Raw genomic sequence first — 13,280 nt, forward strand, 5'->3', positions numbered from 1 at the left:
TGGCTGTGTCTCCAAGAAACAGAACGAGAAGCGACCGCGATTGCGATTCTGACTGATGCATCAGTAGGTGACATAGATCTCCCGGGCTTCCGCGGGCAAGAGGTCGGAGGTCCGCATGCGGCTGGACGGGTGGTCGGCGGGTGTCGCGCGTCGGGGACGCGGGGCGGTCCTGGTCGCTGTGGTGGTCTTGGCCGGATCCGTGCCGCGGTCGGTGCGCGGGGGCGACGAGGAGCGTTGGACGTGGACCAGCAGGTGGAGCCGGTGGACAGGCCGCCGTGCGGGCGGTGGCGGCGAGGGGTGACCGCGGTGTTCTCGGCGCTGGCCTCGGCGGCTCTGACGGCGGCCATGGCGCCGTCGGGCCCGGCGGCCGCGGTGCCGCCGCGCCCGGGGCATCCGCCGCGCCCGGGGCATCCGCCGCGCCCGGGGCACCCGCCGTGTCCGCGGGCACCTACGCGTTCATCACCGACAACTCCGATGACCCGAGCCCACCCGACCCCGCCGGGCCCGCGCGACCGGACGTGTTTCACGGCCGACGATCAAGGGGACTGGAGGTGTCGGCCGCTCGCCGTCCATCACGACCACGACCACGACCCCCACAAGAAGGAGCTCCCATGCGCGCCTTGGCACTCGTCTGCACCCTGTCCCCCTCCCCCGCCGCTTCCAGCAGCGACCGCCTGGCCGGGCAGGTCCTCGCCGAGCTGGCGAAGCGGGAGGTGACGGTGGAGTCCGTACGGATCGCCGACCACGACGTGAAGCCCGGCATCGGCGCCGACATGGGCGAAGGCGACGCCTGGCCCGCCCTGCGGGAGAAGGTCCTTGCGGCCGACATCCTGCTGGTGGCCACGCCGATCTGGCTCGGTCACCCGTCGAGCATCTGTCAGCGCGTCCTGGAACGTCTGAACGCCGACTCCTCCGAGACCGACGACCAGGGGCGCCCGCTGTTCTACGGCAAGGCGGCCGCCGTGGCGGTGGTGGGCAACGAGGACGGCGCCCACAAGGTGAGCGCCGACGTCTTCCAGGGCCTCAACGACGTCGGCTTCTCCCTCGCGCCGGGTGCCGTCACGTACTGGGTGGGAGAGGCCATGCAGGGCACCGACTACCAGGACCTCGACGAGACCCCCGACAGCGTCGCGAGCACCACCCGCACCCTGGCCGCCAACACGGTCCACCTCGCCCGCCTCCTGCGCGACGCCCCCTACCAGGCGCCCACCGAGTAGTCCGCGCGGAACCGGGGTGGCACGTGAGGCACTCTTCTGTCTGTGTCGCACGCATCCTCGCTCCCTCCACAGCGCCCTTCACCGCCCGCCACCGGCCACATGGTCGTGTGCGGCGGTGACAACGTCCTGGCCCACCGGCTCGCCGCCGAACTCCGCGGCGTCTACGGCGAACAGGTCGTCCTCGTCGTCCCGCCCGCGGGCCGCGGCGAGCGGAACCGGCTGACGGGCCGGGCCAGGACCACGGCGCTGCTGCTCGGCCGCATCACCGCCGCCGTCTCACGCACCGCGGGCGCGGTGAACGGGACCGCGAACGGGGAAGGCGAGGGCGGCGGCACGAGTGACCCGCCACGGACCCTGGAGGCCGTCGAGCTCACCGACGACGTGCTCGTCGACGCGGGCGTCCCGCAGGCCGCCGCCCTCGCGCTGATGCACGACGACGACGAGACCAACATCCGCACCGCGCTGGCCGCGCGGCGGCTCAACCCCCGGCTGCGGCTCGTGATCCGGCTGTACAACCGGAAGTTGGGCCAGCACCTGGAGCAACTGCTCGACCAGGCAGCCGTCGTGGCGGGCCTCGCCACCACCGATGCCAGCGTCACCGTCCTGTCCGACGCGGACACCGCCGCCCCGGCGCTCGCCGCCACCGCGGTCGCCGGGACCAGCAAGGTCGTCCACGCCTACGGGCTGCTCCTGCGCGCGGTGGAGCGCACACCACCGGCGCCGGGCGAGGTGGCACCGCGCGGCCTCGCCACCCTCGCGCTGCTCTCGTCCACCGCCAACGACCCGGCGGGGGCGGAGGGTTCGGACGACGCGGACTCCGGAGCCGGGCCGCGGCTGCTGCCGGACGACGACGCCGTGGCGGCCGCACCGGGGCGGGGCGCCCTGGTCCTCGAGGCCGTCTCCTATTCGGGGTCCACTCCGCCGCCCGGGTTCCTCGCCGGGCGCGGCGTGCCGCTACGCCAGCTGTTCTCGCGGCGGCTGCGCTGGTCGGTGGCCGGGTTCGCGGCGGCCGTCGTCGGCATGGCCATCGCGTCGATCGTCACCACCGAGGACACCACTCCGCTGCACGCGACGTACCTGACGCTCCTCGACCTGTTCTCCATCAACGACCCGGCCACGGACGGCCCGATGAGCCGTCAGGTCCTGCAGCTCCTCGCCGGTCTCGTCGGGCTGCTGCTCCTGCCGATCCTCTTCGCCGCCGTCCTTGAGGCCCTCGGCACCTTCCGCACCGCCTCCTCGCTGCGCCGCCCGCCCCGCGGCCTCTCGGGCCACGTGGTCCTGCTGGGCCTGGGAAAGATCGGCACCCGGGTGCTCGCCCGGCTGCGCGAGCTGGACATTCCCGTGGTGTGCGTGGAGGCCGACCCCGAGGCGCGCGGCATCTCCCTGGCGCGGCGCCTGCGCGTGCCCACCGTGATCGGCGACGTGACGGAGGAGGGCGTCCTGGAGGCGGCCAAGGTGCACCGCGCGCACGCGCTGCTCGCGCTGACCAGCGCGGACACCATAAACCTCGAAGCGGCCCTGTACGCACGGTCGGTGAAGCCCGATCTGCGGGTGGCGCTGCGGCTGTACGACGACGAGTTCGCGACCGCCGTCTACCGCACCCTGCGCGCCGCCCATCCGAACGCCCTCACCCGCAGCCGCAGCGTGTCGGCGCTGGCCGCGCCCGCGTTCGCCGGGGCGATGATGGGGCGCCAGATCCTGGGCGCGCTTCCCGTGGAGCGGTCCGTGCTGCTCTTCGCCGCGCTGGACGTCTCGTCGCAGCCGCAGCTGACCGGCCGCAGGATCGCCGACGTGTTCCAGCCCGGGGCGCGGCGGGTCGTCGCCCTGGAGCGCGCCCCGGGCGAGGGGACCGGCCTCACCTCGGGCCTGGAGTGGGAGCTCGACCCGGACTACGAGCTGCGCCCCCAGGACCGCGTCGTCCTGGCCGCGACCCGGCAGGGCCTGGCCGAACTCCTCGCCCGCAGGCCGCTGCCGGACCGGCTCTGAGCGGCCCGGTCAGTCCTCCTCGGGCACCGGCAGGATCTGCCGCAGGTGCGGGTCGGGGTGGAAGTCCCTGCGCCACTCGCGCGGGTAGCCGACGGACGCCTCGATGTGGGGCACCCCGTCGTGCACGGTGGTGCGCGGTATGTGCAGGTGGCCGTAGACGACGGCGGCCGCCTCGTACCGCACGTGCCAGTCGGCGGAGCGCTCGGTGCCGCACCACAGGGCGAACTCGGGGTAGCGCAGGACGCGGGTGGGTTCGCGCAGCAGCGGCCAGTGGTTGATCAGGACGGTCCGCATTCCCTCGGGCCGCTCGGCGAGCCGCTCCTCGGTGTACTTGACCCGGGCGCGGGACCAGTCGTCGCGGGTCGCGTACGGGTCGGGGTGCAGGAAGTACTCGTCCGTGCAGACGACGCCCGCCTCGTGGGCGACCTCCAGCGCCTGCTCCTTCGTGTGCGTGCCCTCGGGGCGGAAGGTGTAGTCGTAGAGGAGGAAGAGCGGGGCGACCATGACCGGGCCGCCCGCGCCGCGCCACACGGGGTAGGGGTCCTCGGGCGTCGCCACCCCCATCTCGCGGCAGAGTTCGACGATGTGGCGGTATCGCTCCTCGCCGCGCAGCTGGACCGGATCGTCCTTGGGCGTCCACAGTTCGTGGTTGCCCGGTGACCACACCACCTTGGCGAAGCGCCCGGCGAGCGTGCGCAGCGTCCACTCGATGTCGGCCATGCGCTCGGCGACGTCACCGGCGACTATCAGCCAGTCCCCGTCCGACTGGGGCCGGATGGTCTCGGTGTACTTCCTGTTCTCCGCGTACGCCACGTGCAGATCACTGATCGCCAGCAGTTTCGGAGTCTTCTCGGATGCCATCACGCTGCGAGGCTAACCGAGCGGCACGGTCAGTGGTGGTCGCCCTCGCCTCGCTGGATCGCCAGGTACTCCTCCTTCGTCGGCTTGGGCACCTGCGCCTTGGGGCCGTACATGGCGCGGGCGAGGCGGGCGCGCAGGCGTTGGGAGGCTCGGACCTTGCGGGTTACGCCGTTGGCGTCGACCAGGGGGCCGACCTCGTAGGGCCGGGGCTGTTCGTGGGCGGTCAGGCGGTACAGCTCGGCCTGCGGCAGGCGTTCGTGGATCTCCACGTACTCGCCGTGCGGTAGGCGTTTGACGGTGCCCGTCTCCCGGCCGTGCAGCACCTTCTCCTGGTCCTTGCGCTGCAGGCCGAGGCAGACGCGGTGGGTGACGAAGAAGGCGAGGGCGGGCGCCAGGAAGCAGCTGATCCGCACGAACCAGGTGATCGCGTTGATGGAGAGGTGGAAGTGGGTGGCCCACAGGTCGTTGCCGCCGCCGACCATCAGCACGCCGAACAGGGCGAGCCAGGCGACGCCGAGCCCGGTGCGCACGGGTGCGTTGCGCGGCCGGTCCGCGATGTGGTGCTCCCTCTTGTCCCCCTTGACCCAGGACTCGATGAACGGATAGACGCCGATGGCCAACAGGATCAGCGGGAAGAGCGAGAAGGGGATGAAGACGCCCAGTTCGAGCGTGTGCCCCCAGGCATTGATCTCCCAGCTGGGCATCACCCGGATCAGCCCCTCGGAGAAGCCGAGGTACCAGTCGGGTTGAGCGCCCGTGGAGACCATGTCGGGCCGGTAGGGGCCGATCGCGAAGACCGGGTTGATGGAGGCGACCGCGCCCATGATCGCGAGCACACCGAAGACGAGGAAGAAGAAGCCGCCCGCCTTGGCGATGTAAACGGGCAGGAGCGGCGCCCCGACCACGTTCTTCTCGGTTCTGCCGGGCCCGGCGAACTGGGTGTGCTTGTGGTAGAAGACCAGGATCAGGTGGGCGACGACGAGCCCCAGCATGATGCCCGGCAGCAGCAGTACGTGGATCGGGTAGAGCCGCGGAATGATGTCCTGCCCCGGGAACTCCCCGCCGAACAGGAAGAAGGAGAGGTACGTCCCGACGACGGGGGTGGCCAGGATGGCGCCCTGCGCGAAGCGGATGCCCGTGCCGGAGAGCATGTCGTCGGGGAGCGAGTAGCCGGTGAGGCCGGTGAGGATGCCGAGGAACAACAGGGTCCAGCCGAACAGCCAGTTGAGCTCGCGCGGCTTGCGGAACGCCCCGGTGAAGAACACCCGCATCATGTGCACGAGCATCCCGGCGACGAAGACGAGCGCGGCCCAGTGGTGGATCTGCCGGATGAGCAGTCCGCCGCGCACCTCCATGCTGATGTCCACGGTGGATTCGTACGCCCGGGAGACCAGGACGCCCTTGAGCGGCACGTACCGTCCGTCGTAGGCGACTTCGGCCATGCTCGGATCGAAGAACAGGGTGAGGTAGGTCCCGGTCAGGATGAGGATGATGAAGCTGTAGAGGCAGATCTCCCCGAACATGAACGACCAGTGGTCGGGGAAGATCTTGCGCATCTGGCTCTTGGCCAGGGAGTTGATCCCGAGTCTCCCGTCCGCCCAGTCGGCGATCCGCTCCCCTTTGCCGAGCCGTACAGGTCGTGCGTCGGTCCCGGTGCGCTCAGTGCGTCCGCTCATGCGACTCCCCTTCAGGCGGTTCCAGGGTAGGTCGCCCGGGTGACGGATCCAACAGGCGCGGAAGTGTCAACTCATCAGGGGCGAGGCTCACGCGCCAGTGGCGCCAACCGGTGGAGGCGCAGGGCGAGTTGGATCTCCAGAGTGCGGGCCGGCGTGTTCCAGTCGTCGCCGAGCAGCCGCGCCACGCGTTCCAGTCGCTGCACCACGGTGTTCACGTGCACGTGCAGCGCGGTCCTGGCCCTGGTGAGGCTGCGGTCCTGGCCGAAGTACACCTCCAGGGTGCGCAGCAGCTCCGTGCCGCGGTCGCTGTCGTAGTCCAGGACGGGACCGAGGGTGGCCCGGACGTAGGCGCCCAGGTCGGCCTGTTCGCCGATGAGCAGTCCGACGAAGCCGAGGTCCGCGAGCGTCGCACCGTGGCCGGTGCGGCCGAGCGCCCGCAGTGCGGAGAAGCAGCGCAGGGCTTCGGCGTGCGCATCGGGCAGCCCCGTGGGCCCGGCGGCCGAACCCGCCGCGCCCACGGTGACCGGGGCGCCGACGACCTGTCCCAGTGCGGCGGCGAGCGCCCGGGCGTCGGTGCCGGGCACGCCGGCGGGGGCCACGATCACCACGTTGTCGTGGTGGAGGCCTGCAAGGCCGCTGTGGGCGCGGGCGGTGCGGTGCGCCGCGGCGAGCAGCCGCGGCCGGGGCGCGCTCTCGCCGTGGGCGACGAACACCGTGTGCGGCCGGTCGAGCCGGACGCCGAGGCGGCGGGCGCGGCCGACCAGGCCGGCCGGATCGCCGTTGGCTCCGAGCAGGTCACCGAGGAGCTCGCCGCGGACCCGGTCCTCGGTCTCGGCGACCGACCGGCGAAGGAGCAGCAGCAAGGCGGTGACGACGCCCGCACGCTCGAACAACCGCCGGTCGGCGTCGGCGAGTTCGGGCCGTCCGGTCAGGGCGATGCTGCCGAGGAGTTCGGGTCCCGCCAGGACCGCGCACACCCAGGTGCCGTCCTGCGGGACGGCACGGCCGCTGGCACGCGACGCCGCGACGGCGGGCGCGGGCGGGGGCAGCGGTCCGGTGCCGGTGCGGGCCAGTTCGACGCCGTCCGCGTCGTGGATGAGGACCCCGCCGTCGAGGAGGGCGGCGATGCCGTCGGCCACGTCGCCCGCGCCGCCGCCCCGCAGGACGAGATCGGTGAGCTGGTCGTGGGCCCGCTCGGCCCGGCGCAGGGCCCTGCTGTGCGCGCGGATGGTCTCGGTGGCGGCGTTGAGGTCGACGAGCGCGGCGCGGGTCTCCTCCAGGAGGCGCGCCCCGTCGATGGCGATGGCGGCGTGGTCGGCGAGGGAGGAGAGCAGCACGATCTCCTCGGTCGCGAACTCGCGGGCGGCGCGGTCGGCCGCGTACAGCACGCCGATGACGCGCGAGCCGAGGCGCAGCGGCACGCCGAGGATGGCCCGCAGCCCCTCCTGGCGGACGGCGCTGTCGATGGCGTCGGTGTGGTGGAAGCGGGGGTCCCGCTGGTAGTCGCCGGAGACGTAGGGGCGGGCGGTCTGGGCGACGAGCCCGCCGAGTCCCTCGCCCATGCCGAGCCGCAACTGCTGGAAGGCCGCGGCGACACTGCCGTCGGTCACCCGCATGTAGGTGTCGCCCGCCGCCTCGTCGTTGAGGGAGAGGTAGGTGACGTCCGTGCCGAGGAGGAGTTTGGCGCGGCGCACGATGGCGTGCAGCACGGCGTCCGCGTCGCGCAGGGCCGCGAGGTCGCTCGCGGTGTCGAACAGGGCGGTGAGTTCGGCCTCGCGGCGGCGGTGCGTGCCCAGGGTGCGGTGGATGCGCAGCGCCACGTCGGTGGCCTCGTCGAGGGCGGCGAGGTCCGCGGTGGTGGCGCCGGCCTCGCGGGCGCGGGCGGCGGGGCGCGCGAATTCCTCGGCGGGTGCGCCCCGGTCGAGCAGGTCGAGCAGGCAGCGCAGGGCCCCCCGGGGGTCGGTGGGGTCCGCGCCCTTGGTGGTGGGAAGCATGGGGCGATGGTCTCCCGGCGGGGTGGGTGCGGTCGATGGCCTGTTCCGGATCCGCCGCGCGGTCGCCGGGAGGGACGCCGCGCGCAGAGCGGTGCCCGCCTCCGGGGGAGGGAGGCGGGCACCGCGATCGAGGGCTCGGCGGGTTCAGAGCCAGGCTCTCAGGCGTCCGTCGAGCTGTTGGCGTACGGCGGCTCGGCCGCGGAGACGGCGGGGGCGGGCGCCCGCACGGGCTCGGGGGCCTTCTCGCTGAGGCCGAACCGGGCGTGGAACCTCCGCAGGAAGCCGGGCGCGTACCAGGCCGAGCGGCCGAGCAGCCGCATCGCGGCCGGCAGCAGGATGCCGCGTACGGCCAGGGCGTCGATGAGGATGGCGAGGCCGCTGCCCAGGCCGAACAGCTGCAGGAAGCTGATCTCGGCCGTACCGAAGGCGAAGAAGCTCACCGCGAGCAGGACGGCCGCCGCGCTGACGATGCGCCCGGTGTGCCCGAGGCCGTTGGCCACGGCGGACTCGTTGTCCTCGCCCTGCTCGTGGAGTTCCTTGATCCGGCTGGTGACGAACACCTCGTAGTCCATCGAGAGGCCGAAGGCGACGCAGAACATCAGCACCGTCATCGAGGTCTCCATCGGCTGCGGGGTGAAGCCGAGCAGCGAGGAGAGGTGGCCGTCCTGGAAGATCCAGGTCATGGCGCCGAGGGTCGCGCCCAGGCTGATCATGTTGAGGACCAGGGCACGCACCGGCTGCACCACGCTGCCGGTGAAGAGGAAGAGCAGCAGGAAGGTGGTGACGGCGATGAGGCCTACGGCGAGCGGGAGTTGGCCACCGATGGAGTCGTTGGAGTCGACGAGTTCGGCGTCGGCGCCGCCCACGAGCGGGTGCGTCCCTACGGGCGGGGTGGCCGCCCTGACCTCGTCGACCAGGTTCTGGGCGGCGTCCGACTTGGGCGTCAGGGTGCTCACCACGTTGAGCTGCTGTGCGGCGGGGCGGGCGAGTGCCGGGTTGCCGGGTGTCTTCGCCTGGGGGCGCCCGTCGGTGTGGACGCCGGTGCCGGTCTCGACGCGGGCGACCCCGTCGAGCGCGGAGAGCCCGGCCGCGTACCGCGCCAAGGGGGCCTTGCCGACGGCCTTGTCGATGACGACGTGCAGGGCAGCGGCGTCGTTGCCGTTGAAGTTCTCCCGCAGCGACGCCGACACCTGGCGGCTCTCGGCACCCTCCGGCAGTACGCGTTCGTCCGCCGTGCCGAAGGTGATGCCGAGGAGTGGGCTCGCCGCCACCAGGAGCACCGCGAGGACCGGCAGCGCGGTGAGCGCGGGCCGCCGCATGACGGTGCGGGCGAGGCGGCCCCACGCGGACGTTCCGGCGGCCGCGGCGCGCCCCGGCTCGACCCACGGCATCCGCCCGTTGTTGACCCGGTCCCCCAGGACGTTGAGCAGGGCCGGCATCACGAAGAGGGTGCCGAGGGCCGCGATGACGACGACCCCGACCCCGGAGTAGCCGAACGAGCGGAGGAAGTACTGCGGGAACACCATGAGCGCGGCGAGTGCGGCCGCCACGGTCGCGGCGGAGTACGCGACGGTGCGGCCCGCGGTGCTCATCGTCGTCCGTACGGCGTCCTCCACGCGCGCCCCGGCGGCGAGCTGTTCGCGGAACCGGCTGATCATCAACAGGCCGTAGTCGACGCCGAGTCCGAGGCCGAGTGCCGTGGTCAGGTTGACCGCGAAGATGGAGACGTCGGTGACGCTGCCGAGCAGGAAGAGCTGGGCGAACACGCCCACGATGGCGATGAGCGCGATGGCCAGCGGCAGCAGCGCGGCGACCACGCTCCCGAAGACGACCAGGAGCAGCAGGAGGATCAGCGGCACGGCGATGCTCTCCGCCAGGACGAGGTCCTTGCCGGTCTGGGGCCCCATCTCGTGGCTCACGCCGGTGCTGCCGCCGGCCTTGACGGTGAGGTCGCCCCGGTACGTTCCCGCGTAGTCGCCGATGACGCTCTCGGCGTTGTCCTTCCGCTCCGCGTCGTCGCCCTTCACCCGGGCGAGGATCACGGCTTCGCGGCCGTCCTCGGAGCGGAGGTCGGGGTTGTCGGTGTCCCAGTACGAGACCACGTTCTCCAGGCCCCGCTCCTTCCTGAGGTCGGACACCAGGGCCCTGCCGGTGAGTTCGGTGGCCGGGGCGTCGACGCGGCCCTCGGCGGCGCGGACGAGCAGCACCAGGTTCGTCTCGCCGCCGAACTTCTCGTCGATGACGGTCCGGGCGCGGGCGGACTGCGAGGCCGGGTCCTCAAAGCCGCCGTCCTGCAGCTTCCCGAACGCACCCGCGCCCAGGGCGCCCATGAGGGCCACCACCACGGCGGCGACGACGAGTACCAACCGTGACCGGCGAATCGCCATGTCGGCTATGCGTTCAAACACGCCCGATCTCCTTCGGTGTCCCTACGAAAACGGCGCGAAACGCACGCCTCGCCGCCGTGCACGACGCTAGTGAGGGCACAGAAGTTTTGGCAGTGTTAGATTTTCCGAACACTCAGGCTTCCACAGGGGGAGGAACCCGCGATGCCCCAGCTCTCCCTGCGCGAACGGCGCCGGGCCACCGCCACCCGGGAGATCGTCGAGGCCGCCGAGCAGCAGATCACCGAAGTCGGGCCCGCCGCCCTGTCGTTGCGCGCCGTCGCCCGCACCCTCGGCATGACCGTGCAGGCGCTCTACCACTACTTCCCGAACCGGGACGCCCTTCTCACGGTGCTCCTCACCAAGGCGTACGACGACCTGGCCGACGCCCTGGAGGCCGCCGTCGACACCGCCGATGACGGCCCGGACCTGCCGCGCCTGGTGATCCTCGCCGAGGGCTATCGCAGTTGGGCGCTCGCCCATCCCGAGCGCTTCCAACTCCTCTACGGCACACCGCTGCGGGGCTACGAGGCGCCCGCCGACGGCCCGACCACCCGGGCGACGCGCCGCATGAGCACGCTCTTCGAACGCGTGCTGTTCGGCGACTTCACCGGGGCGCAGCTCGCCGCGGCCACCACTCCCCCGCTCTCCGCGCCGCTGCGGGCGCACATGGCGGGCCTGCCGCCGACCGGCCTCGGCGAACTGCCGCCACCCGCGATCGCGCTGTTCATGAGCGCGTGGGGCCACATGCACGGCCTCGTGGTCCTGGAGGTGTTCGGGCACACGTCGTTCCTCGGCGACCACCAGGCCGAGATCTTCCGGGTGTCGATGCTCAACCTGCTCGACGACATCCACCGCAGGATTCCCGCCGCCTGAGAGCTGCGCCGTGTTCCCGGTGCGGATGCCGGACGGTCAGCCGGCGGTCGCCGCCGCCCCGGGGGCGGTCCCGTGCCGGTCCACGATCCCCTCGACGATGCGCATCAGCCGCTCCCCCGGCCGGTCGATGCTTCCGTTCTGCGTACTGACCTGGGCGCCTTCGAGTACGAAGGTGATCTCGGCGGCGACCTGTTCGGGGTCGGGCAGCCCGGCGGCGGCGCACATGCCGACCAGCCTGCGGGTCTGGCGGGCCTTGTGCTCCTCGATCACCTGCCGGGCGGGGTGGGAGCGGTCGGGCAGTTCGGCGAGGGAGTTGATGAACGGGCAGCCGCGGTGCGAGAGCGCGGGCAGGCCCTCGGCGATGAAGCGCGCCAGGCCCAGGATCTGCTCCTCGGGGCGTCCGGGGTGGTCGGCCTCGACCCGGTCGAAGGCGGCCTGGTAGTCGGCGGCCACGATCCGCAGCCACTCGGCGACCAGCGCGTCCTTGGTCTCGAAGTGCCGGTAGATCGCCATCTTGGTGGTGCTTGCCCGCTCGGCGATCGCCTGGACGCCCACCCGCCGGATGCCCTCGCTCTGGAAGAGCTCCTCCGCCGCGTCGAGGATGCGCTCACGCGGCGGCAGCTGGGCCACCCGGTCCGGCCTGCTGACGGTGGATGCCATGGCTGCTCCGTGACGTCGGTTCGTTGCTGGGCCTCTGACCCCCTGCTACGGTACCAGCCCGTGCCATCCGATACCGATCGGTATCGGATGGCACCACTAGGTATCGTTTCCTCTGCTGTTCTGCTGGGAGTGACAGTGCGCATCACCGAGTACGTGCAATTCGACGCGGTCGGGCTCGCGGAGCTGGTGGCCGCGGGGCAGGTGACCCCCGCCGAACTGGAGGCCGCCGCCCGCGAGGCCGCGCGGGCGGTCAATCCGCGGATCAACGCCGTCGTGGAGACCTGGCAGACCGACGACGAGCCCCGGCCCGGCAGTTCACCGCTGGCCGGTGTGCCCTTCCTGATCAAGGACATCGCGGTCGCCATGGCCGGCAGGCGCATGGAACTGGGCAGCCGCCTCGCGGCCGGCCACGTCAGCGCCGCCGACTCCTTCCTGATGCGGCGCCTGCGCCGCGCGGGTCTCGTGACGTTCGGCAGGACGGCCACGCCGGAGATGGCCTACAGCACCACGACGGAACCAGTGCTGTACGGCGCGACCCGCAACCCGTGGGACCTCGGGCGCAGCGCGGGCGGGTCCAGCGGGGGCGCGGGCGCGGCCGTCGCCGCCGGGGTGGTCCCGCTCGCCCACGCCACCGACGCCGCGGGCTCGATCCGGGTCCCCGCCTCGTACAACGGTCTCTTCGGCCTGAAGCCCACCCGCGGCCGCGTCTCCGTCGGCCCCGACTTCGACGAGATCTTCAACGGCCTGGCCGTGCAGGGCGGCGTCAGCCGCACCGTGCGCGACAGCGCGGCACTCCTCGACCGGATCAGCGGCCCCGAGCCGGGCGACCCCTACGCCGCCCAGGAGCCGCCCCGGCCGTACGCGGAGGAGGTCACCCGCGACCCGGGCACGCTGCGGATAGGTGTTCTCACGCACGCGTGGGGCGGTCACCGCACCACCGCGCCCGTGACCGACGCACTCTCGCGCACGGTGCGGCTGCTCGAATCCCTCGGCCACCGGGTCGAAGAGACGCAGGTCGAACTCGGCGCCGACTGGGAGGAGTTCCTCCTGTCCAACGCCCGGCAGTGGACGGCCAACCTCGCGGCCCAGGTCGACGAACTGGCCGCCGCCCTCGGCCGCCCCGTCGACTCCTCGACCCTGGAGCCGCCCGTACTGGCCAGTTACCACTACGGGCAGCGGGTCGGCGGCACCGAGTTCGTCGCTGCTCTCGCGGTCCGCAACCGGGTCGCCCGCAGCCTGGCACGGTACTTCGGCACGCACGACGTGCTGCTCACCCCGACACTGCCGGAGCTGCCCGTGCCCCTGGGCACGCACGCCGAGGGCGCGGCGGCGATGGACGGCCTCGGCTGGCTCCGCCGCCTCTTCGACCTGTCGCCGTTCACCGCGGTGTTCAACGTCACCGGCGCGCCCGCGATGTCCGTGCCGGTGACGGCCGACGCCGCCACGGGGCTCCCGGTCGGCATGCAGTTCGCCGCCGGGTACGGGAGGGAGGGGCTGCTCTTCCGGCTCGCGGGCCAGCTGGAGCAGGCGAGCCCGTGGTCGGGCCGGACCCCCGCGGTGTGGGCGGGGAACCAGCCGGGCCACTGACCATTGCCCACTGACCCACTGCCCACTGCGGGGGCGGCT

At 72.5% G+C, this 13,280-nt stretch carries 9 protein-coding genes; 4 read left to right on the forward strand and 5 right to left on the reverse strand.

Annotated features, from left to right (window positions below; translation table 11 throughout):
- Positions 1–611 precede the first annotated feature (611 nt).
- Entirely contained in the window at positions 612–1,217 is a 606-nt protein-coding gene (locus ACZ69I_RS20400; RefSeq protein WP_470833687.1) for a flavodoxin family protein, read from the forward strand.
- A 99-nt stretch (positions 1,218–1,316) separates the two neighbouring features.
- Complete coding sequence (locus ACZ69I_RS20405) at positions 1,317–3,203, forward strand: potassium channel family protein (RefSeq protein WP_470833852.1); 1,887 nt, start codon at positions 1,317–1,319, stop codon at positions 3,201–3,203.
- A gap of 9 nt (positions 3,204–3,212) precedes the next feature.
- Here ACZ69I_RS20405 and ACZ69I_RS20410 read toward each other — a convergent pair whose 3' ends face one another.
- From ACZ69I_RS20410 to ACZ69I_RS20425, 4 genes are all read right to left on the reverse strand, one after another.
- Positions 3,213–4,064: a metallophosphoesterase family protein gene (locus ACZ69I_RS20410; protein WP_467673894.1), complete on the reverse strand. Its 852-nt coding sequence runs from the start codon at positions 4,062–4,064 to the stop codon at positions 3,213–3,215.
- Between the two features lie 29 nt (positions 4,065–4,093).
- Positions 4,094–5,740 carry a cytochrome bc1 complex cytochrome b subunit gene (gene qcrB / locus ACZ69I_RS20415; protein WP_470833688.1) on the reverse strand — a complete coding sequence of 549 codons (1,647 nt, stop codon included), beginning with the start codon at positions 5,738–5,740 and terminating at the stop codon, positions 4,094–4,096.
- Positions 5,741–5,814: 74 nt separating this feature from the next.
- Positions 5,815–7,734, reverse strand: coding sequence for a helix-turn-helix domain-containing protein (locus tag ACZ69I_RS20420; RefSeq protein WP_470833690.1), 1,920 nt, complete (start codon positions 7,732–7,734; stop codon positions 5,815–5,817).
- A gap of 158 nt (positions 7,735–7,892) precedes the next feature.
- Complete coding sequence (locus ACZ69I_RS20425) at positions 7,893–10,142, reverse strand: MMPL family transporter (RefSeq protein ID WP_470833692.1); 2,250 nt, start codon at positions 10,140–10,142, stop codon at positions 7,893–7,895.
- 141 nt (positions 10,143–10,283) lie between these two features.
- Between ACZ69I_RS20425 and ACZ69I_RS20430 the strand changes: the two genes are divergently transcribed.
- Complete coding sequence (locus tag ACZ69I_RS20430; protein ID WP_470833694.1) at positions 10,284–10,994, forward strand: TetR/AcrR family transcriptional regulator; 711 nt, start codon at positions 10,284–10,286, stop codon at positions 10,992–10,994.
- Positions 10,995–11,030: 36 nt separating this feature from the next.
- Here the strand turns inward: ACZ69I_RS20430 and ACZ69I_RS20435 are convergent, their stop codons facing one another.
- A complete protein-coding gene (locus ACZ69I_RS20435) occupies positions 11,031–11,654 on the reverse strand; it encodes a TetR/AcrR family transcriptional regulator (protein WP_470833695.1) in 624 nt (207 codons plus the stop codon).
- Between the two features lie 135 nt (positions 11,655–11,789).
- On the opposite strand from ACZ69I_RS20435, the gene ACZ69I_RS20440 reads away from it, so the two are divergent.
- Positions 11,790–13,241 (forward strand): amidase, encoded by a 1,452-nt coding sequence (locus ACZ69I_RS20440; RefSeq protein WP_470833853.1) that lies wholly within the window; start codon positions 11,790–11,792, stop codon positions 13,239–13,241.
- Positions 13,242–13,280: the final 39 nt, after the last annotated feature.

It is taken from the genome of Streptomyces sp. NPDC036815 (assembly GCF_055609205.1).

Bases quoted from the DNA above. Each gene is read 5' to 3' on its own strand.
- ACZ69I_RS20400 (WP_470833687.1), top strand. From the start codon at position 612: ATGCGCGCCTTGGCACTCGTCTGCACCCTGTCCCCCTCCCCCGCCGCT.
- ACZ69I_RS20435 (WP_470833695.1), bottom strand. From the start codon at position 11,654: ATGGCATCCACCGTCAGCAGGCCGGACCGGGTGGCCCAGCTGCCGCCG.
- ACZ69I_RS20410 (WP_467673894.1), bottom strand. From the start codon at position 4,064: ATGGCATCCGAGAAGACTCCGAAACTGCTGGCGATCAGTGATCTGCAC.
- ACZ69I_RS20430 (WP_470833694.1), top strand. From the start codon at position 10,284: ATGCCCCAGCTCTCCCTGCGCGAACGGCGCCGGGCCACCGCCACCCGG.
- ACZ69I_RS20405 (WP_470833852.1), top strand. From the start codon at position 1,317: ATGGTCGTGTGCGGCGGTGACAACGTCCTGGCCCACCGGCTCGCCGCC.
- ACZ69I_RS20420 (WP_470833690.1), bottom strand. From the start codon at position 7,734: ATGCTTCCCACCACCAAGGGCGCGGACCCCACCGACCCCCGGGGGGCC.
- qcrB (WP_470833688.1), bottom strand. From the start codon at position 5,740: ATGAGCGGACGCACTGAGCGCACCGGGACCGACGCACGACCTGTACGG.